This is a genomic window from Peribacillus sp. P4_B1 (genome assembly GCF_056402395.1).
Genome location: NZ_JBFUHM010000025.1, coordinates 1 through 21,285, shown reverse-complemented (window position 1 = coordinate 21,285; position 21,285 = coordinate 1). Strand labels below are relative to the sequence as shown.

23 protein-coding genes and 1 other annotated feature are annotated in these 21,285 nt (G+C 37.0%); of the genes, 6 read left to right on the top strand and 17 right to left on the bottom strand.

Annotated features, from left to right (window positions below; translation table 11 throughout):
* Window positions 1-36: 36 nt before the first annotated feature.
* Window positions 37-774 (bottom strand): MerR family transcriptional regulator, encoded by a 738-nt coding sequence (locus AC1DVK_RS15345; RefSeq protein ID WP_477626827.1) that lies wholly within the window; start codon window positions 772-774, stop codon window positions 37-39.
* Window positions 775-1,024: 250 nt separating this feature from the next.
* On the opposite strand from AC1DVK_RS15345, the gene AC1DVK_RS15340 reads away from it, so the two are divergent.
* Window positions 1,025-1,252, top strand: a complete 228-nt coding sequence (locus AC1DVK_RS15340) for a hypothetical protein (protein ID WP_477626826.1) — start codon at window positions 1,025-1,027, stop codon at window positions 1,250-1,252.
* Window positions 1,253-1,289: 37 nt separating this feature from the next.
* Here the strand turns inward: AC1DVK_RS15340 and AC1DVK_RS15335 are convergent, their stop codons facing one another.
* The 3 genes from AC1DVK_RS15335 to AC1DVK_RS15325 all read right to left on the bottom strand — a co-directional run bounded on the left by AC1DVK_RS15335 (window position 1,290) and on the right by AC1DVK_RS15325 (window position 3,401).
* Entirely contained in the window at window positions 1,290-2,147 is an 858-nt protein-coding gene (locus AC1DVK_RS15335; protein WP_477626825.1) for a pentapeptide repeat-containing protein, read from the bottom strand.
* Window positions 2,148-2,217: 70 nt separating this feature from the next.
* Complete coding sequence (locus tag AC1DVK_RS15330; protein ID WP_477626824.1) at window positions 2,218-2,679, bottom strand: VOC family protein; 462 nt, start codon at window positions 2,677-2,679, stop codon at window positions 2,218-2,220.
* A 209-nt stretch (window positions 2,680-2,888) separates the two neighbouring features.
* Window positions 2,889-3,401 (bottom strand): GNAT family N-acetyltransferase, encoded by a 513-nt coding sequence (locus AC1DVK_RS15325; protein ID WP_477626823.1) that lies wholly within the window; start codon window positions 3,399-3,401, stop codon window positions 2,889-2,891.
* 346 nt (window positions 3,402-3,747) lie between these two features.
* On the opposite strand from AC1DVK_RS15325, the gene AC1DVK_RS15320 reads away from it, so the two are divergent.
* The 3 genes from AC1DVK_RS15320 (at window position 3,748) to AC1DVK_RS15310 (ending at window position 7,074) form a co-directional block, all read left to right on the top strand.
* Window positions 3,748-4,314: a sigma-70 family RNA polymerase sigma factor gene (locus AC1DVK_RS15320; protein WP_477626822.1), complete on the top strand. Its 567-nt coding sequence runs from the start codon at window positions 3,748-3,750 to the stop codon at window positions 4,312-4,314.
* A complete protein-coding gene (locus AC1DVK_RS15315; RefSeq protein WP_089363813.1) occupies window positions 4,311-5,450 on the top strand; it encodes a DUF4179 domain-containing protein in 1,140 nt (379 codons plus the stop codon). Before AC1DVK_RS15320 ends, AC1DVK_RS15315 begins: the two co-directional genes overlap by 4 nt.
* Window positions 5,451-5,685: 235 nt before the next feature.
* Window positions 5,686-7,074, top strand: coding sequence for an L-cystine transporter (locus AC1DVK_RS15310; protein WP_477626821.1), 1,389 nt, complete (start codon window positions 5,686-5,688; stop codon window positions 7,072-7,074).
* Between the two features lie 81 nt (window positions 7,075-7,155).
* Here AC1DVK_RS15310 and AC1DVK_RS15305 read toward each other — a convergent pair whose 3' ends face one another.
* From AC1DVK_RS15305 to AC1DVK_RS15285, 5 genes are all read right to left on the bottom strand, one after another.
* Entirely contained in the window at window positions 7,156-7,917 is a 762-nt protein-coding gene (locus tag AC1DVK_RS15305; protein ID WP_089363815.1) for an HAAS domain-containing protein, read from the bottom strand.
* A 2-nt stretch (window positions 7,918-7,919) separates the two neighbouring features.
* Complete coding sequence (locus AC1DVK_RS15300) at window positions 7,920-8,249, bottom strand: PadR family transcriptional regulator (RefSeq protein WP_061464555.1); 330 nt, start codon at window positions 8,247-8,249, stop codon at window positions 7,920-7,922.
* A 231-nt stretch (window positions 8,250-8,480) separates the two neighbouring features.
* Entirely contained in the window at window positions 8,481-9,686 is a 1,206-nt protein-coding gene (locus AC1DVK_RS15295) for a hypothetical protein (protein ID WP_477626820.1), read from the bottom strand.
* A gap of 226 nt (window positions 9,687-9,912) precedes the next feature.
* Window positions 9,913-10,569: a phosphatase PAP2 family protein gene (locus AC1DVK_RS15290; RefSeq protein WP_477626819.1), complete on the bottom strand. Its 657-nt coding sequence runs from the start codon at window positions 10,567-10,569 to the stop codon at window positions 9,913-9,915.
* Between the two features lie 229 nt (window positions 10,570-10,798).
* Window positions 10,799-12,148 (bottom strand): amino acid permease, encoded by a 1,350-nt coding sequence (locus AC1DVK_RS15285; RefSeq protein WP_477626818.1) that lies wholly within the window; start codon window positions 12,146-12,148, stop codon window positions 10,799-10,801.
* Window positions 12,149-12,206: 58 nt separating this feature from the next.
* Window positions 12,207-12,444: a binding site (T-box leader), on the bottom strand.
* Between the two features lie 568 nt (window positions 12,445-13,012).
* On the opposite strand from AC1DVK_RS15285, the gene AC1DVK_RS15280 reads away from it, so the two are divergent.
* Entirely contained in the window at window positions 13,013-13,207 is a 195-nt protein-coding gene (locus AC1DVK_RS15280; RefSeq protein WP_477626817.1) for a hypothetical protein, read from the top strand.
* A gap of 65 nt (window positions 13,208-13,272) precedes the next feature.
* Window positions 13,273-13,680, top strand: coding sequence for an HTH domain-containing protein (locus AC1DVK_RS15275; protein WP_477626816.1), 408 nt, complete (start codon window positions 13,273-13,275; stop codon window positions 13,678-13,680).
* 330 nt (window positions 13,681-14,010) lie between these two features.
* Here the strand turns inward: AC1DVK_RS15275 and AC1DVK_RS15270 are convergent, their stop codons facing one another.
* The 8 genes from AC1DVK_RS15270 to AC1DVK_RS15235 all read right to left on the bottom strand — a co-directional run bounded on the left by AC1DVK_RS15270 (window position 14,011) and on the right by AC1DVK_RS15235 (window position 21,088).
* Complete coding sequence (locus AC1DVK_RS15270; RefSeq protein ID WP_477626815.1) at window positions 14,011-14,706, bottom strand: cupin-like domain-containing protein; 696 nt, start codon at window positions 14,704-14,706, stop codon at window positions 14,011-14,013.
* Window positions 14,707-14,719: 13 nt separating this feature from the next.
* On the bottom strand, window positions 14,720-15,793 hold the full coding sequence (locus tag AC1DVK_RS15265) for a metallopeptidase TldD-related protein (protein WP_477626814.1): 1,074 nt from the start codon (window positions 15,791-15,793) through the stop codon (window positions 14,720-14,722).
* Window positions 15,790-17,028 (bottom strand): peptide arginase family protein, encoded by a 1,239-nt coding sequence (locus tag AC1DVK_RS15260; RefSeq protein WP_477626813.1) that lies wholly within the window; start codon window positions 17,026-17,028, stop codon window positions 15,790-15,792. Before AC1DVK_RS15260 ends, AC1DVK_RS15265 begins: the two co-directional genes overlap by 4 nt.
* The gene (locus tag AC1DVK_RS15255) at window positions 17,018-17,812 is read right to left on the bottom strand and encodes a hypothetical protein (protein ID WP_477626812.1); all 795 of its coding nucleotides are present in this window, start codon (window positions 17,810-17,812) and stop codon (window positions 17,018-17,020) included. Before AC1DVK_RS15255 ends, AC1DVK_RS15260 begins: the two co-directional genes overlap by 11 nt.
* Window positions 17,797-18,762 carry a multinuclear nonheme iron-dependent oxidase gene (locus AC1DVK_RS15250; RefSeq protein ID WP_061464563.1) on the bottom strand — a complete coding sequence of 322 codons (966 nt, stop codon included), beginning with the start codon at window positions 18,760-18,762 and terminating at the stop codon, window positions 17,797-17,799. Before AC1DVK_RS15250 ends, AC1DVK_RS15255 begins: the two co-directional genes overlap by 16 nt.
* Window positions 18,763-18,787: 25 nt before the next feature.
* Complete coding sequence (locus AC1DVK_RS15245; protein WP_477626811.1) at window positions 18,788-20,674, bottom strand: B12-binding domain-containing radical SAM protein; 1,887 nt, start codon at window positions 20,672-20,674, stop codon at window positions 18,788-18,790.
* A gap of 94 nt (window positions 20,675-20,768) precedes the next feature.
* Window positions 20,769-20,903, bottom strand: a complete 135-nt coding sequence (locus tag AC1DVK_RS15240) for a hypothetical protein (RefSeq protein ID WP_284149541.1) — start codon at window positions 20,901-20,903, stop codon at window positions 20,769-20,771.
* Between the two features lie 53 nt (window positions 20,904-20,956).
* The gene (locus AC1DVK_RS15235; RefSeq protein ID WP_284149542.1) at window positions 20,957-21,088 is read right to left on the bottom strand and encodes a hypothetical protein; all 132 of its coding nucleotides are present in this window, start codon (window positions 21,086-21,088) and stop codon (window positions 20,957-20,959) included.
* Window positions 21,089-21,285: the final 197 nt, after the last annotated feature.

Below are 21,285 nucleotides of genomic sequence, written 5' to 3'. Positions count from 1 at the left end.
GCAGCAACCTTCCATGAAATTTCCCAATTTCGGGATTTAATTTTTGTTAGCGTCAGCAAAGTGCCCCATCGCATTACACATGAATTTTGCTAAACCATCCCCATATTGGTCGATATTTTTGGTGAAGCGTTGATCATCCACGTACATTTGACCTAAACCTTTGAAAGCTTCCGGCGAGTATGTTCCGAAGTTATTGTTCAAACAGTCATACCATTCTTTAATTGCTTTTTGTGCCTCCTCCGACTCGGGCGAGGCAGTACGGATTGACGCAAGTTTTATATAAATATCCGATACAATTTTCTGTGCATCTTTGGACATACCCGCCACTTTAGCCTTCGATTCATCGACAGCTTTATCCCCCCAACGCTCTCGGGCTTCTTCTTCATAAGGATTCTGACTGAAATCAAACCCTTCAAATTTTTCTTTATCCGTCATTTGAATTTCCCCTTTCATATGCTTAATCGATTTATCGACCGTGTTAATTAATTTATCGAGTTGACTGCGTTTCTCCAGTAACATTTTTTGATGCTGCCTTAACGCTTCTTGTTTATCAAACGAAGTACTGCTTATCATTTGTTTAATTTCCTTTAAGGGCATGTCGAGTTCCCTGAAAAACAGGATTTGCTGCAACATCTCAAGATTTTCATCCGAATAAAGGCGATAACCGGAATCGGTTGTCTCCTCTGGCGATAATAACCCGATCTCATCATAATAATGCAGTGTCCGCACACTAATGCCAACTAAACCGGCTAGTTCTTTCACTTTCATTGCCACTGCTTCCTACCTCCTTTCGATATCATTTACTGTAAGGTATTACGCAACGTGAGAGTCAAATAAAAAAATGAAAAATTTCCGCCTAACTTGAAAAGACGATCCTTCCTAATGAAGAATCGCATGATAGTCAGAGTTCACACATTAACATTCCCTTTTTACTCGTGAGTTTTGGCCTTTTACTCGTGAGTTTGAGCCTTTTACTCGTGAATTTGACGCTTTTACTCGTGAATTTTCGCATTTTACTCGTGAATTGGGCTTTACTCGTGAGTTTGGGCCTTTTACTCGTGAATTTTCGCATTTTACTCGTGAATTGGGCTTTACTCGTGAATTTCGGCCTTTTACTCGTGAGTTTTGGCCTTTTACTCGTGAGTTTCGGCCTTTTACTCGTGAGTTTGAGCCATTTACTCGTGAATTTGACGCTTTTACTCGTAAGTTTTGGCCATTTACTCGTGAATTTTCGCATTTTACTCGTGAATGAAGCATTTGCTCTGCATGAAAGTTGGCTCCGATCTTAGCTACACTTTTTTTCTCCAATGATCGGGAATGCTTAAAGAAGGCGGTAATTTTGTATGCATATCGCCTTTGGCCGAGTTAACTTGTGCTTGTGTGATAAAGAAACTTCCGGTGAGATCGGCACCGCTTAAATCAGCGTCCCTAAAGTCGGCGCCGATAAGGTCAGTCACTCTCATGTCAGCTTCCCTGAGGTCAGATGCAATAAACAAAGCTCCTCTTAAGTTCGCTCCCCTAAGATTAGCACCTCTTAACTTTGCACCGATAAGGTCGCTGCCCCTGCCTATTTTGTACAGTTTTTTTTGATTTTTCTTAATTGAAAACTTTGCACGTACCAGTTCACTTGTGCGCAGAAGTAAATCATTAACGGTCGCTCTATGGGCTGGTACATTTAGTTCCAATAGAAATTTTGGACTTTGCTTAGTATGATATTCCATGTCTTCAAAAGCACCCTGCAAATCCCGATGAAGTGGTTTCGCATCTTCTAAATTCAGTGCTTCATTTAAGTAGCAAAGCATTTCATGAAGTTGTTGCATAATAGGAAATACATCAAACATTTCCTTTGCTGACGCTGGGTTGTCTCTCCAATCGTTTCCATCATAAGTGATTTGGGATACCTTTTGACCGGCACCAAAGCATTCATATACCGTGCAGCCCCTAAATCCTTTTGCTCTGAGATTTTCATGAATGCCGCAACGATAATCTGATTGCAGGTTTGAACATGGTGTACCTCCATCTTTATCAAAGGCAAAATCAGCAGATTTTGCATAAGGCAAAGCTACACAGCACAAACCAAAACAATACTCACAGTCTGCACGCAAATTGTTAGGAATACTATCGTCATTCGTTAATTGACTGAGCAATACTTACACCTTCCTTTAAAAACTGGCTCTGCCTATCTAAAATCGTTTCATACTAGTAGACTTTTTTCTTCTATAAGATAGACTTTAGTTTTTCCCATTCTTCAAGTGAAAGTTTTTCGGTCATATGCTTATATACATCAGGGACTTTTACCAAACACATAAGTTCCAGACTATTGCCATCAGGATCAGTAAAATAGACGGAAGCGTTTCCTTGGTTCGGACGCACAAAAGGTTCAATGGTTGTCCTTTTACCAAAAGGGACGACTTCAATTTTTAGAGATTGAAGCCAAGTTAACGAACTTTTCATATTTTCATAAGATACCCGAAAGGCGATATGCCTTAGTGAAGGGTGGTATGGAGTTTGATATTCTTTCCCTTCCCATAGGCCGACCCAGCTTTTGTTTTCCTCTATCCAAAAGAAGGCAGTATCTTCATCCCTCCAGGCTAGTTTCAAGCCTATTTTCTTATAAAAATCGATTGAGATGGCCAGGTTCTTAACGGGTAAATGGGCTTCATATAAACCTTCTATCATATTACATTCTCCTTTCTCCTTTTAAGTAATGAACCCTTTTGCCGGGAAAATATCTCGCGATTATTTCTTCATTGCCGCTACAGCTCTTAAATTTTTTGCTATTGTCAAGCGGTCAATCCTCGCTTGCCCTTCGGTACTTCACGATACATCCCCATCTTTTCACAATTTTTATTCTTGGGAATGCGGTCTATTAATAGAGGAATGTGGATTTATAGGTTCTTACTAAAATGGTAGAGTGTTACCTTTTGACCGGTATCCGCATTATTTTCCGTTTTAATCGAAATCCTTTCAAAACCGTTTTTCCCTAAAACCTTTTGAGAAGCCAAATTGCTGCTTGTCGTTATGGCATGTATTTGAGTCAAATTCAATTCCGGCGCAAGATTAACCAAAAGCTTTAAAGCTTCGTTCGCTATCCCTTTTTGCGTAAACGCTTCACCAATTCTATATCCGACATGTGCCGTACCATTCATGGGGTCGATATCCACAAGATTAATCCTGCCGACGATTATGCCTGAACCATCCTTAATCAGATAAAAAGAGGAGATAGCATCTTCTTGTTCTTTTAATAATTCCTTATGCCTGATTTCAAACGTTCCAAAGCTATAATAATCATCTCCCCGACTTTGGACCGTCTGCTCGAAAAACCTTCTATTATTGCATTCAAATGCAAATAACTCTTGTGCATCCTGTTCATTAAGCCTATCAATGTATATATCCTTCATTCCTTCATCCCTTTCCAAAAACGCTAAGTATTACCTATCATTCAAGAAAACCAAGGGCTTATCCTTCCTGTAAATGGATAAAGTTTTTTTTCATTCAACAGTTTTTAGCAGGAAGCATGTGCCTTTAGTAAAGAATCTATTTTTGATCGTTTAATGCTGTCATTTGGATAACACTGTCACATACTGACAAATCGTGATACCCTCAATACCATATCATTCCAAATACTATAAACCCATCATACCAACTAATTTCCATAAAACTCCACAAATAGTTGAGAATAAATCTTTTTACATACGTTGTATAAGTTGTAAAAGCTTTTACAAAAAAACGAGGGGAATCATGATCATGAAGTCTACTGAAGGAAATTTTATCGAGCGGCTGCAACGCCAAGAAGAGGAGGCATTGGAATTTGTAGTGGATACCTATTTGCCACTAATCAAGGGGGTCACATATAAGGTTCTCTCACCACTCAAGAACGACGGTGTTCTGGAGGAATGCATCAATGATATTTTTCTCTCAATCTGGAACAATTCGAAAAAGTTCCATGGGGATAAAACAGATTTCAGAAAATGGATTTGTGCGATCGCTAAGTTTAAAGCGATTGATTACTACAGAAAAGCCATGAAGAAAATGGAGCTTACGTCAGGTTACACAGAAGTAGATTCAGAAAAATCTGTAGAAGATGAACTGATTATATTGGAAGACAGAAAAGAACTGCTTCAGTTAATCAATCTCTTAGAACCTGTTGATCGGGATATTTTTATCATGAAGTACTATCTAGGTTTGAAAAATGAGGATATATCGATAAAACTCGGGTTGACCAAAGCATCAATAGACAATCGTATTTATAGAGGGAAAAAGAAGCTAAGTCAAAAGGCTACGAATCTTAAGTTAGGAGGCAGCGTCGTATGAAGGATATTTATGAATTATTAAATGATATGGACATAGACGAAACTGAATTTAAGGAAATGGAAGTCACCGAACTAGAAAAAGCCAAAATCAAAAGATCACTCAAAAAATCAATAAGCAAGAAGAAAAAAATGAAGCGCTGGCAGAAGAATGTGCTGGCTGCTTCCATTATATTCGGATTATCCACCGCAACGATAGGATTCTCGTTTACCGCTTCTGCTAAAAGCATTCCTTTAATAGGAGATATTTTCAGCTTTTTAGGTAATGGAAAAACGGGTCTCTATGATGATATCAAGAATACTGGAAAGGGTCTTTACGGTGATTATAAGGCCTACTCCAACGAAATTGGCCTTACCGAAGAAAGCAATGGCCTTACTTTCACGATAAATGACGCCATTTATGACGGAAAAACGGTAACCATCACTTATACTATTGAAAGCGAAGAAGATTTGGGGGATGGATCATTCTATATTCCCGGCCCGAATATAAAAGAGATGAAAGCCCAAGCAGGATCGGATGGAGTTACAAAAGTAGCTGATAAAAAATATGTAGGCTTATTAACGGCTAGTAATTTAGAAGATCTTAAAGAAGATAAGGTAAATATAGACTGGGATATAAACAGCATTAGTATTACTGACAAGCATAAAGAGATAAAAGGAAATTGGAACTTTGCCTTCTCTTTAGAGGCAACCGAAAGCAACGAGAAGGTCATCAATAAAAGTGTAGATCAATATGGAGTAAAGGTTTCCGTTGAAAAAATCGCGATATCACCGATGTCATTTGTCGTTCACTACAATCAAGAAGTTTCCGACTTGGTTAAAAACAAGTGGGATGACGTCTATGTTGAATTGACCATTAAAGATGACTTAGGAAATGTTTACTCTGGTCAAGGCAACGGAGGAATGGGTTTGGGTTCTTATAATATGAGCTGGAGTAAAACCTTCCAAAAAATTGATCAGAATGCTACGAAACTGATTGCAACTCCTCATTTGTCGTTACGGAATTTCACCTCAGAGAATCATGGGGAAGTAACCATAACGGAAGATGGTAAAGAAAAGGTGTCATCCTTCCCATCAAAACCAAAAAATGCTCCCAAAGAGTTGGTATTGGACGATATCATGATTGATTTGAAGAAATAACTGTTCTATTCACGAGAGGTATACAGAAATCCTGATCCGAGAGCGGAAAGGGTTCATGTATGCCTCCTTTTTATTGTTCCTTCTAATCCAGTTCGTGAATATGGATATATACATGAATCCCTTCAAAAGTCAAAAATAAATTATTTTCTTCTGGTAAAAAATCAACGGATGATGTATCATTGTCTTCAGATATTCATTATTCTTATTTGGTTAATCGGAATTAGGAGGAATAGATATGATTGGATATGTGTTTTTAAATCTTGCCATAATGCTCGTTCTTTTAGGCGTTTTATTTTACATGAATAAGAAACATATTTCTTTTACAAAAAGGGTCTTTACTGGACTTGGTTTTGGGATTGTATTCGGACTTCTTTTGCAGTATTTCTATGAACCTCAGTCAGAAGCGATCATTAAATCGGTCGATTGGTTTAACATTGTAGGTTCCGGCTATGTCAAGTTCCTGCAAATGATCGTCATGCCGCTTGTCTTCATTTCGATCTTATCAGCATTTACAAGATTGAAACTAACTAGTAATATCGGAAAAATCAGTGTCCTGATCATCGGAATCCTGCTTGGAACGACTGCGATTGCAGCAGCCGTGGGGATCACCTCTGCAACTGTATTCAATTTGGAAGCCGTTCAAATTGAGCAGGGGAAAGCAGAGTTAAGCCGTGGTGATCAAATATCGGAAACATACGGTACGATTCAGGATAAAACGATGCCGCAGCAAATCCTTGAATTGATTCCGTCTAATCCGTTCCTTGATTTAACGGGAGCACGTCCGACTTCAACCATTTCCGTAGTAATTTTTGCTGCATTTCTTGGAATTGCCTATTTAGGAGTCAAAAGGAAGCAGCCTGATCAAGCTGAATTTTTTGCTAAAATTGTAGATACATTGCACAGCATCATCATGCGCGTAGTCACATTGATCCTGCGTTTAACACCATACGGGATCTTGGCGATCATGACGAAGACGGTAGCTACGAGTGATCTGGATGCCATCCTGAAGTTGGGGAAATTCGTGGGGGCCTCTTATGTCGCCCTGATTGTCATGTTCCTCATTCATTTGTTATTGCTGACGCTTGCAGGATTGAATCCAATGGTATACTTGAGAAAAGCTTTCCCGGTATTATCGTTTGCCTTCACGTCAAGAACAAGTGCAGGAGCACTCCCATTGAACATCCAAACACAAAAACAACTAGGGGTTTCCGAAGGAATTGCCAACTTTGCCGGATCCTTCGGCTTATCGATCGGTCAAAATGGCTGTGCCGGCATCTATCCGGCCATGTTAGCGGTCATGATCGCTCCAACGGTGGGAATCGACCCACTAACGCCTTCCTTTATAGCCATGTTGATTGCCATCGTGGCCATTAGCTCTTTCGGGGTTGCAGGTGTAGGCGGAGGAGCAACCTTCGCTGCCATTCTAGTATTATCTGCAATGAACTTGCCAATCGCCTTGGCTGGACTTTTGATTTCCGTCGAGCCATTGATCGATATGGGAAGAACGGCTGTGAATGTCAGCGGAAGCATGACTTCCGGTATTCTGACTAGTAAAATAACAGACGACCTGGATAAGGAACAGTTCAGCGAAGAATCATCTTTGAAAATAGAAGCTGAAATGTAAAAGAAAAAAGCATCGGACTGCCTGTCATAGGAAGTCTGGTGCTTTTTTTGTATAGGCTAATGAACCTGTATAAAAATCACTTCAACTGCTTTTGGTTTTCCTGATCGTATATCCACAATAAAGAAGGATACCCAGCATCGTTATCAAACTGCTCAGTATCAAATTAACGTTCCCTTGGTAATGGGTCTGTTTCAATAAAACTTCAGGTGCATAAAGGAGTATCGGAATGATGATGGAAACCCAGGATTTGCTCCATAAGGATATGAGGATGAATATTGAAATGGCTAGTATAACAGCAATAATATTTCCTGTGTTATCAAGTTTTATAAAAGTTGTACTATAAATGCCACTAAAAATAATTAAACCTGCAAATAACGCAATCGAGATTATGCCTAGTCCATATAGGAGTACACCTTGCTTTACCTTGGATAATTTATGACTAGCCATATACCTAAAACACATCATATAAATGAATACCGAAAGTATGCCAGCAAAAGGATAACCAATGATTTCCCACAATGAAAATTCAATACCACCATTTATAGCTTTTGCAATAATCCAATAGGAAAATGCCCCGATTAAAATCATCACTATATATTTCAGCCATCCCATAAAATCAACAGACATTTCATCAGAAAGTTGCTCCATATATTCTTTTGGACTTCTGCCTACGATATGTTCCACGCTTTTTTTATTCCTTTCAGCTTCAAGAAGATGGACCTCTAACTCTTCGATGATATCCTCGATTTCAGCCGTTTTCTTTCCACTTGAAAAAAGGTATAATCTGAGGTTTTCTAAAAAGTTTTGACTTTCCTTGGATAACGCTTTGTTAACATCAAGCACCTTTACATTCCCCCTTTGTTTTTCACTATTTTATTTACATTTGAACTTAGCTTATTCCAGCGGTCAATGAAGACTTCCAGTTCGCTTTCGCCTTTTTCAGATAAAGAGTAATACTTCCGACTAGGACCTGCTGTAGATTTCTTTAAAGTCGTAATTACTAGTTTTTCCTTCTGCATGCGTATTAATAATGGATAAATGGTACCTTCACTTAAAGAATCAAATCCATATCCCCCAAGCTTTTCGGCTAATTCATACCCGTAAACCTCCCCCTCTTTAATGATTGCTAACAGACAACCTTCCAATATCCCTTTAAGCATTTGAGTTGATGTCATGGATATTAAATCACCTCCCCCTTTGTCTTGTATAACAAGGTATTAGTTTAAAAAATATTACTTAAAAAAGGAAGATATACTTTATTTTACATTTAACTACCTTGTATTGCAAGTGTTTAATCCCATATTATTCCTTTAGTGGGATTTCTTCTTTTTTTCGGCTATGTTAAAATTTTTGGCGATTTATTAGAGCCACTTATTTTTTAATGTCATTAAACTACCGGATACATTTTATTTAATAAGTAAATGCAAGGTATTTTCTTGTTTCTTATATCTTCCCTTTATTTCACCAACACCATCAATTGTAAGCGAATCAATATTTTCAATGGGTTTATTCTCTAAAATCAGATGTAATCTATTTATGCTTTGAATTCCATTTCCAAAATAGGCAATAACGGGTTGTTGAATATGATAAGCTTCATTGTTGATTCTTACTTCTAAAAAGCTCTTATGTAAAAGTCTATCTTCTAAGGGGATGATATTCATCGGATCATAGGTTTTGGCAGTTATTTCCCCTTCAATATATAGATGAATTCCTGCTTGTTGATAAAATTCTTCAAATTCATTTTTTCTCTTTTCTAAAGCAAAATTAACTGCTTTCTCTGTTTCAGAACTTATTTTCACACCTGCTATCGGATATTTTATATAGTCACCGGAATGCTTTTTAACTAGGTCATATACTGTTTCTTCTATACCAAAAAAACTTTCCATCCATCCTGGTGAAAGCTCCTCCAGCAATAAACACATAAACAAACCGGAACTATAACAACTCCTTCTTATACTAGAAGTAGATTCATATTTGTTTAGTAGCTGTTGTCCATACTTTTTTAAAACTGAATGGTAATCATCTGGGCTTTTTTCCGAATAAGCCTTTAATTCCACATACCACGCAGGTCCCTCAACGGTTTCAATTAATTTTTCATATGTTAAATACTCTTTAATCTTGGCTGTTCTTTTTTCTCTTAAGGCTATGAAATTATGAAGATATTGTTTCTTCTTAATAATGTTGTTTTCCAACAACGCACTATAAAGATTTGTTCTTTCCTGATTTCGTAATTCCACATTATCTTTTGACAACGGATATGTGATTCCCATCATTTCATCAGGAAACCGTTTTTCACCTTTTATATGTTGATAGCCGTGAAATAATTCGTGAACAAGTATTGAATACAAACCTTCATATTCCTCATACGATTCCATATTAACGATTGCAGTGGGATATTCTTCATACAGAATGATTGTGTCTCCAGTAAACTGCACATCCCAACTTAAAATATGATATGTAGATTGTTGATTGTTACTAAATTTAGGATGATTGAATAGATAAACATTTTTCTTATCATATAATGCATATGCAACAAGTTCAAAACCCGGCCAATAATTTTCCAATTTCGCTTTAAACAAGTCTTCAGCAATTCGATTAAGATAATGAGTCATTCTGTTCCTCCCCTAATTTAAATGTCCACCATTTCAATTCTCTTTATACACTTTAACATAAATATCCAAATCCAACCTTCATCTTTCTTGTCTACTTGATCAACCTTCATTATTTCAATACTCTTGTTGTTTTTTAAATGAACTTCACATAAAATGCCACTGTAAAATATCAGCTCATGGGGGCGAATATCTTACAGTGGCATTTTCCTTCTTTTATGGCCTGTAATCACTTTTTCATTTGCCTCGCTGCGTAATGATTGGTCTGAAAAGCCGATAACGATTGGAACATATACTGGACAGCTGCATATACCCCACATGCAAGAAGTATTCCTGCGAGTGCATCCAATACAGCATGCTGTTTCGTGAATAGCGTGGAAAGGATAATCAGTGTTCCCAATGTAGTGACACTGATGTACTCCCATTTATGCTGCTCTTTCCGCTTATGAACGACGATCATCATGATGAATGTAGTCAATACATGAATGCTGGGAAGACAGTTAACAGGTTGATCATGACTATAAACAATTCGCATTAAATGGGCAAAGATATCGTTCCCCACCACTTCTGGACGCGGGACTGTCGATTGCCACAGGCAATATACAAGAAAACAGATAAGTTTCCCTGATACCAAACTGCCTAATGCCACAAAATAATGCTTTCGGTCAACGAAACAGTAGTAAATCAGCAATCCATAAATATACGGGTACCAAAGTAAATAAGGAACGACAAATTCTTTAATAAAGGGAATCTCCCCATCTATTATAGTCGTAACATCGACAGCGTGACCTGTGGATTGATTGATTACCGAGTAGATGGAACTTGTAATAACTAAAAGTAATAAATAACATAATGGGTGAACGGATAAGATAGAATTGTTTTTCATGCTCGCTCCAGCTTTCAATATATTGGTTATTTTCCAAAGATTATTATACAACATTTTTCACTAGATTAACTCTTTAATTGCTTAAGTTAATGATTCCCATGAACTAGTAAAATGGATATCTCTTACTTTTCACCAGACCCAAAATACATAACGAAAGCCATGGTATGTTACCACGGCTTGGAACTTAAAACGAATATGCGAGAAGGTAAAGGTGAGAACACTGCTTTCTCTAGATTTTGTTATGGCGTCTTTTCCATATATACGTTAAGGTAATGAAAATGTAGATGCAAAGTGTCATGATCGTTACGATTATGGATGTCGTGAAAATGATTCCGATCAGGATCGTTATTAAAGCGATGATCGCAGCCCATGTCGTATACGGGAACCATTTAACCGAATAGGCACTGGTTTTTCCGGACTGTTGTTTACGTGATTTCAAATGGGCGAATGCAATGATCAACCAGATGAATAATACGGTATATCCCAGCGATCCCATTAGGAAATCGAAGGTCTTGCTTCCAGCAAATAAGGAAATCAGTACACCGCTGTATAAAGCCGACGTACACATTAATATTGCGAAAACAGGAACTTTTTTCTTGGATAACCGTGAAAAGATTTTCGGAATGCGACCGTCCACCGCTTGTGTATATAGAACGCGGGATGAACCATACAATCCAGAGTTCATCGATGAAATGATCGCCAGCAGAACGACGGCGTTCATAATATGGTCTGCACCTGGAATCCCGATCATTTGAAAGACCATCACAAACGGACTTTCCGGCACACCATTTACTTCATTCCAAGGGATTAAGCTAACGATGATGAAAAATGGAATGATATAGAAGGAAATGATCCTTACCAATGTACTGCGAACGGCTTTTGGAACCACTTTTTCAGGATCTTTCGTTTCAGCCAATGTGACCCCGATAATTTCCGTTCCGCCATATGAATAGATTACCACCAGCATCGCGGTTATTAAACCTTTTGATCCATTTGGAAAGAAACCGCCATGCTCAGTCAAGTTAGAGAAACCGACGGCTGTATGATCACCAAAAGTCACAAGCAATAACAATAATCCAGCCATGATGAACACAATGATGACGGTAATTTTAATTAAAGCAAGCCAGTACTCCGTTTCAGCAAAAACCTTTACCGACAGCAAATTAACCGCAGTAACTAAAACCGAAACAGCTAATGCCAGTATCCAGATTGGATATCCAGGCAGCCAATATTGAAGGAAAATCGCCGCAACCACTGATTCGGCCGCGATATTCAATACCCACATTTTCCAATAGATCCAATCCAGGAAATAGGCAGGATACTTTCCTAAAATCGATTGGACCAAATCCCTGAATGTACGTGCACCGCTATTGCGGACCGCCATTTCAGCTAAACCTTGCATGATGAATAAAAGGATGATGCCTCCTATCAAGTACGCAATGATTACGGAAGGTCCTGCCATATCAATGGCTGAACTGCTTCCTTTAAATAAACCTGCCCCGATGGCACCGCCTAATGCCATCATCGTAATATGCCTTGAAGTCATTGTCCTCTGTAAATTCCGTTTGTCCGTCTCCATATCCTTACCTCCCAAAAATCAAAAAAGCATATCGTCTCTTCCTTCATAATCAAATGAAGAAAGAGACGATATGCCTTAAGCTTACCGCGGTACCACTCTTATTGGTTCTTTTTTAGAACCCTGCTTTAAAAACCTTGTAACGAAGGTCAATCGTTAAAACAAAAGAATAGAATAATTCCTATCTTTCACTTTACCACTCCCAGGCAAGTTCAAAGTATCATTGGACTGCGTTGCACCAACCCGCAGCTCTCTTTACCGAATAATGTGCTTTTACTACTCCTGATCATTGCGTTTCAAAAATTAAATTATATCTGAATATTTTTAATAATATCCCATACTATACGGACTCGAAGTAAATTTGTCAATAATTTTCTTAGGATAATATATTCAAAGGAACAAATCATATGAAATCGTGATGGGCCAGCTATATGAAATCAGTAAAATACTATTTAGAATAAAGGATGATTGGTTATCACTGAAACCTTTTTAGATTTTGTTTGCCCAAAGGATAGCATAAAAGAAGCCTACCAACCTTCTGGGGAAAACGGGATATTATTGATTTGCTCATTTGATCACACTTTTACATATTTGCTAATTTAGTATTCTGCCTTGTAGTTTTTAGGCGTTGAGACGTAACACGTTAGCAGATTTACAGACAATTCCCCTAGAAACTTGAGCATTTCCACCTAAATAATAGGTAATATATCTGCAGTTGGATTGTCTCCTAACGTAGTGTTATCCCAATGTTACTCACTTCTCATTTCTTTTTCTGAACCTTCTAAAGTTCTAACAAATCATCGATTAATCCTTAGGTTTCCCAAAAAGGGTATTTTTCAAAAAATAAGCAGGCAATATATAATTATATTGTCTAAGACTGTAGGCAAAAGAGATTTTAATTTTATAACAAAGTTGATTGGAGCGGGTGTGCGAGACTCCTGCGGGAAAAGCGTGTCTAAGGGAGACTCCGCAGGCGCAATCCGAGGGCGGACTGCCCGCGGAAAGCGAGTGCCCTACGTTCTAATCAACGTTCAAATTATACAAGCCATAAAAAAACTGTAGACAATATATAATTATATTGTCTACTTCCATATAATAGAGTTAAAAGTGAAAGAGGGTTATTAAAGATGATTGGTCATGAACCTAAAGAGTTATTAACAACTCTTCTAAATGATTATAAAATGCCTGCAGCATCATTAAGTAAAATTACCGGAATATCTGAACAAGTCATTTTAGATTTTGCGAACGGTCGAAATATTCAATCTTCTATAACTCAAACAGAAATGATGGACTTAATAGATTTGGTGGGCCTTTTAGTCATAGGTGTACATTCAACCGATGCAGATGAAAGGGTCTCCGCTATAACTCAAGCACTGAACAATGAATTTGGTATACCAGCAGAGACGATCTCCTTATTCTCTAATCTTGAATGTGAAGATATCGAAAAATTCATGAAAGAAAAAGATTCTCTTTCAATCGAGAAAAGGTACAAACTTGCAGTAACAGTCCTTTTTTTGCATTATATATTTAAATGATTTGTTTATAGCATTATCCGAAAAGAGGATATACCGTCGAATAAACTGTACCCTTAGAGTAGAATGGCTAAAGAAAGAGGAGAACGGAAAAATGGCTAAAAAGCTCTTTACAACACCCCTGACCAAGAATTTGATAAACTTCTAAAATACTTATATTAGAACAGAATTTTCTCCAGAATGCAGGTTCCAATAGGATGCAATGGTTGTATTCTGCAACTTTGCCAAGAAGGTTCCGTGCCTATACTAAGGAAAAGTGATTTTTTTCCCCACTATCAGGTCTGTCCATCGGCTCGGAACCAGCCGATGGATGCTCTGCCCTATAAAAAAGGGTTATTCCTTTTCATCTTTATACCAGAAATTCTCACTAACAGAGAAAGAAGTTTTGATATTTCGAACGGTATGCCACCAATTTTTAGGTGTGTACATTAATTCTCCAGAAAACTGGTCCACAATGTAGGGCTTGGTATATTTGAAAGTTGAATCCTCCTTTAAATCCGAATCGAATAAATCATGCTTCAAATCTTTCACATACTCAGTATCATCAGGACTGAAGAAAATCCACTTTTTTTGGCCAAATACTACTGCATTCCAATTATGTGATTTCTCAAAATCCTGGTGTATTGGGGTTCCTGTTCCAACCGAACCAAGGAAAATCCATTTTAATTTCTTGTTGTTTTTTGTCTTGATTGTATTATGGTTGAATAGAGATGGACTTTCAAAATAACTCTCTAAATCCTCATTGCCCATTATCGAAAAAGGCCAGTCACAATACAATTTTTCGGGGTTATCATTTAAAATACCAATGAATTTACCAAGTTTTGATTTGTAAAATTTTTTTTCTTGATCGTATCCTGATTTCCTAATGATTATTTCCCTTTCTCCGTAATTAGACTGTAGATAGTCTGTATCCCAATCCCTAGAAGGCCATGCATCTACTAATCCAGTTATTATCAGTGGCTTTTTACCCGCATAATTTTCTTCAAAGTCCATTAGTGATAATTCTTTATAGTGTATCTTTTCTATCAATTCGCTCATCCTTTCAGAGTACGGGATACAATGTTAGATTTTCAAAATGAATATGAGGTGAACCTTGGGTGACGCTAAGGTTATTTTCACCATTTTTATTACAGCCGAAAACCGGATTAAAAAAAAGCAATTCATTGCTAAGGGACTTTATAGCTTTAGCTGAATCAAGTTTGTTTCCTTTAATATCAAATCTTCTAAGTATTTTATTGGTTAATTTCCCATTTTTAATGACCAAACCATATGCTGGCCGGATTACAAAATTCAAACCAAGTGATCCCCCACCCCAGGCACCTCTGCAATAGATCCCATTGTCAATTCCTGAAATTATCTCCTGTACTTCCATATTGCCAGAATCCAAATAGGTTGTTGACATTCTTGGCATCGAAAGTGAAGATGAGTCAACGCTTCTTGCATTACAGGAAGATTGTAAGCCTAGGAGCTTACAGGTTTTTGCATTATGCATCAAACCTACGTTTACCCCGTCCTTTATTAGGTTCGTCCTAAATGCTTCATTCTGTTCCGCATCCAATAAATAACTGCCATTTTGACCAGGAATGGTCGGATCATCGAATACGTTAATTTTGCAATCTGACCATTTGTATCCCATCGTTATGCCATTTGGCTTTAAATACTCTAGATAATTATCTGCTTCTAACGTATGGCCAAAACATTCGTGTACATAATGGGATCCAGTCCATGGCTCAAGCACAATTTGTGTTTCAATCTTGCGTTCAAGTTGCTGACCATATAAAGCTGCTTCTATTTCCGCTAAAATCACTTCAAAATGATCGATTAATTCAATACATGGTGACTTATTAGTTCTTGTTTGCCATATTACTGGAATAATAGATGCTGAAGTCTCTATTAAAATCATTATAAAGATGGAATACTTTAATTCATAACTGCTCAAACCGATACGAAGTTTAAAAGACTTCCAATGCCTTAAGTGATCATAGCCATCCCGTTCAATGAATGTTAAACATTGATTTAATTCTTCTTGAAGAAACTTATTCTTTTCATTCTCGCACTCTGGTGAAACAACCCCTTCAACAGCTGAATCATATGATATTAAATATTCATTGTTCATGGTTTCGCATCAGCTCGACTAATTATTAATTGAGAAGGATCGTTATGGATCTTTCCGTCAAAATCCGGTAATTCCATTCCAAGTTTTGATGCGAATACTTCACCCAATTTATAACCCTCTATTCTCATAGGCAATAATTCGATGCAATCTTTTGATAAATCATATCCTTTTTGATACAGCTCCAAGCGAAGGCAACAAATTAAACGTAATATTAAACCATGTGCCTCGATGGTATCCACTATATTTCCAGTTTTACTAAACCAATTTAGAGCCTCTTCATAATGACTATCCTTGAAAAAGTGAATGCCTAAAACATAGGCAGCCCAATATGAATCATCACCTGTTTTAATTGCTTTTTGATAGCAATTCATAGCACGTTCAATTTCACCAGATTGGGTATAGAGAATGGATTTCAATTTCCATCCTATTGCGCCTAATGGTTTCAGTTCAAAGGTTAAATCATCTATTTCAGCTATACTCAACTTTTTATTAGATGAAATTTTCTCCATCGTTACCTTCGGGGAAATCTTACCTTCCTTGGAATATACAATTTCCCTCCCCATTTGCCCGGCTATATATTCCCCTAACCACCTGAAACTTTCAGGTAGAAAACCACTTTTAATTGAATAGGTCATTGTTTTCACTTGATTAATGATGCCTAGACTCCCCAATACATGTAAGGTTTCGTCTATATCGTTGGATAAATCATTAGTCTTGGGATCATAAAAATAATCCAAATCAATATCTACAATAACCTGTTCATTAATTATGAAATCTCCCAGATAATCAATACTTGTGACATGTAACTCAATATTATTTAATTGTACAGAAGCAGAATTTTTCCCGTTTCTAAAGCTTGATATGAATTCTTTTCCATGATTCGGTATAAGGGACAAAAGGCCCCAAAGCAATTCACTAAAACCCTTTTCTCCTAACATATGAGGGTATACCCATATAATTTTCCGAAAAAGACCCTCTTGTATTGCGGCGTACAAAAAGTCATCAATCCCATAACAATATCTTCCATCTTCCCTGCAAGGTATATCTTTTTTCAATTCATCAATACAAAGACCCTCTTTAATGAACTGACTAATTCTTTTCATTTTTGAATTTTCTATCAACTTTAAATCTAAGTGCTGATCAAAATAGACCAAGGTGCAATTTCTAGGAATTTCATTGACCCAATATGAAAATACTTCACTATGTTCCTCATATACATATATTTTATCCATCATTCTTGATTAATCCTAAGTTCAGAATCCAATCTATCTGGTCTTGATTGAACTTTTGTTGGCGGCTTATTTTCCTTGAGCTTCCTATTTCCACCATTTCTAATATACTTGGGTGAATGGGACCCCTAACTAAATTTTTTTCGGTCGCTGCATATAGCCATATGACCATTTCGGAATCACCAGCTACTTTTTTTCCACTTAGTGCCTCGGATATTTCTTTAGAGTATGTTTGGTACGCGTAGTAAATATGACCATTATTTTTAACCAGGTCGCTATCTATTCTGAAAAATGGGTGTTTATTGACTGTTAGTATAGATAAAATGGCATTTAAAAATTCGTGTTTTAATAATAAATGATTATTTTCAGCCGCAAGGATAAACTCCTCGTTTTCAGACAAATAATTATAAAACGCTTCCTCGATACATGTCCCTTCCCCAGCATAGGGCAATTCCATGTAACCCTCGAAATGTTTGGACGCCAGGAACTTATGCATAAGCAGCGTTATATCGGTTTTACGGAATTCCAAAGCCTGAAAAACACCGGGAAAAGAAGTTCTTAAACCACCATTATGTTCAATGTTTCCACTCATTAAATTTCTTACAATCGTTGAAGCCGTTGCTGCAAGCTCTTCTTTATCTATTGTTTTTATGTGATTCAAATTATCAGCTGATAAATTCAATTCATTCAATTCATCATTTAAAAAGTTGTTTCTATATTGGTAATCATATAATAAATTGTAAAGTAACTCGTCCAGTGAATAATTCTTTGGCTTTAAATCATTTGCCATTTTTCAACTGCCTCCTTCATTCTTTGATAATTTTTCTGTGACTTCGGAATTAATATTCCTTCATCTGTATATTTAGGGTCTTCATATGTAATGGCTTTTAAATTAGGGCATAAAGGAAGCAAGTAATCTAAAAGCTGGATTTGTTCATCCATTAAAACTCCATGATGCAGATCTCTGAATTTCCCTTTAATGATTTGACAGCCTGAAAGGTGCAATTCAAAACAGTTTTCAAAAGGCAATTTTTCTAAACCATTGAACATCTTTTCATTTGTATTTCCTAACAACCATTGATAACTGAGAATATGACCAATATCTATAGTGATCGGGGAGTTTGTCTCCTCGACCAATGTTCTGAAATAATCAAATCCATTTATTTCCCCAATAAAGAAGTTAGTACCTTCAGTGAATCCAGGAAACTCAACTGAAACTGGAACAGCCAGTTCAGATTGGTATTCGTTGATGTTCTTTATACAAGCTTCCAATCCTGTTGGTGTCATATATGGCGGCAAAGGGAAAGGGACGGTTTTTCCTTTTATTGACCACAGGCCAAGATCTTCTACGATCCATCTTATGTCATATCTTTCTATAATCTTATTTGTGAATTCTATGATTTCCGATTTTTTGTAATATTCGGTAGCCCCCATATTTAAAATCGTTTGATGGAATGCTCTTGCCTTAAGATGTGGATTGGCTTCGAATAATCTATCATAAGCATCAAAGTAATCCTCGGCTTTTAACACACTTCTATTTTTCGGTTGAAAGGCAAAGAAAATATAGTTAAACTCGTCTTTATAATTTTGAAAAAAGCCTTTCATCTTAAGCGTGATGTCGTCATGGTCCCCTTTGCTTGAAAAACCTATATCTTCCCCCCAAGGTAAATCCATGCCTAAACCAAGTCCAAGTTTTTCCTTTACGTCTGGAAATTTTATCTTCTGATAGACTGTGCTCATTAGTCTTTCCTCCCCATAGGTTTTATTAGTTAAGGTTAATCACACCTTTTTCGACAAAATACTCTAGGTACTTTTTATCGTCTGCCTTGCTCATTATTAATGAGTTTCCGAATACTTCTAAGGATTCTGGGACCAAGAAGATTCTTTGCCAAACAAAATCCATGATATACGTTTTATCTAACTTAATGATTTTAGTCCAAGGGTTTATCAATAAGGTATTTGAAGTGATATCCTGTCCTTCCTGTTTGTATTTATCAGGAGGCAGCTCATCATTCTTTTGGGGGTTGATCTTTTTATGCAGCTGCAGGAATCTATTCAGCTTTTCTTCAAATGTTATTCCGTCAGAGTATTGAAATGTAGCGCCCATTCTACCCATCCCATAATTGAGTAATTTGTTCCCTCTTAGATTCTTGCTTGATTGAATATGGATATCTGGATTATTTGTATCCTCATAAATATAAGTGCCGGGTTCCAGAACGAGCATTTGCATGRCGTCGATGCCAATTTTATCTTGATTTTTAAGTAAAAATTCCTCAGAACATTCAATTTCATCCTCGGTTTCACCAGGTAAACCACCAATTATAGACATCCGCAGCGTAATGTTAGCTTTATGTAAATTATCTATTATCTGCTGATAATTACTAGATTGCACTCCTTTATCCAAGGAGTCTAAAATCCTTTGAGAATTGGTTTCATAGCCAACAGACATTAAAATGCAACCTAAATCACTTAGTTCAGAACAAAAACCAGCGTCTAACAACACATCCTCAAGACGGTTCCGTGTACTGAATTTAATTTCATAACCTCTAGATTTAAGTATTTTGACTGCATTGACGACAAGCCGCAAATTAGTATTCTCATCTATGAAATTAATTCTATTAATCCCATAATTGTTAATGATATCCTCGCACTCGTTTGCTACCTGCCTTGCCGTTTTCTGCTGATAACTTTTTTCTTTTCTTGATCTATTACCATATGAACAAAAAGTGCATCGTCCCCAGTAACACCCCACACATGTAATCAAAGACATATGCACTTCTTCATCTAGATAGTTTTTGTACGGTAAATCAGAAAAATCAGGTGGTAAGGCATCTGTGATCCTATATGCAGACTTGGAAGGGACATTTTCAACATTTTTTTCATTAAGCCAAACAATATCCGGCACCTCCACGATTTGGCAATCGTTTTTCAAATACCTGTTTAACATGAATATTGTTTCTTCGCCAGCTGAAATTCCTAATGAATCCACAAATTGATTCAATCCATTTAGGCTTAAGAAAGATGATTGACGAATCATGATTTGTTGCCCGCCCAAAATAATGTGGGTATTGGGGGAAAGTTCTCTAATCCACTTGCATATTAAAAGGGAAGGTAATATTTGGCTATAGTAAGCAATAGAAAGCGCGAAGATTTTTGGTTTATCGTTTAGAATTTTCTCTTTGATATTTTCGTATAAGGTCTTTGTTGCTATATCACTTTTTTTCCAGCTAAAATCCCTTACCGATTCAAGGATTTCTTCCAATGAGGTAATTTCCAGTTTTAAAAACGAATTGACTAGCAGTAACTCTATGCCTTGTCTCACCAACCGAACATCATACTTCAATGAATCAGAAGATCTTTTCTCAATGAATACATTATTGTAAAGTTGCTTTTGTTCTTTTAATAAGTATTTAGCCATTTCGACTTTATATACCCATTTTAAGTCTTTACTTCCATTTTCATTGATGCTCACATATTCATTTAAACAATCTTTACTAAAGAGGGTATGGCATAATTCAATATTTAAATCAATTTGGCTTACACTCATTCCTTTACTTCTCAAAAAACTAGTAATCATGGGTAAACTTAAATACGGAAAGAGCCTGGCTTCAGTTAGAGGAGGAAAAACTATCATGGCATCTGAATTTTTCATCTGAAAAAATTCTCCTTTTATTTATCCAAAGAGAGTGCTAGTTTTATAAAAGCTAACACTCTCTTTGGATCACCTTATGGATTTAGGATCTAACTTATTTTTCTGCGCCCGTCACTGTACTGAAACGGAACGCATGAAATGCACTCCCCACTTCCAGTTCTTTAGCTTCGATTACTTCCAGGTTTTCCACTAACTTTTCCGCTTCTGTTTTTTCCACTTGCTTTGTCATATGTTCACCTCCTTAACATGTATGATGGAATGCTGTAACTCCCAGGCTCCCATCTATTTTTCTGTGTCCAACGTATTGAAACGGAACGCATGAAATGCACTCCCCACTTCCAGTTCTTTAGCTTCGATTACTTCCAGGTTTTCCACTAGCTTTTCTGCTTCTGTTTTTTCCACTTGCTTTGTCATATGTTTCACCTCCTTAACATGTATGATCGATGGCCTGTAACTCCCAGGCTCYCATCTATTTTTCTGTGTCYAACGTATTGAAACGGAACGCATGAAATGCACTCCCCACTTCCAATTCTTTAGCTTCGATTACTTCCAGGTTTTCCACTAACTTTTCCGCTTCTGTTTTTTCCACTTGCTTTGTCATATGTTTCACC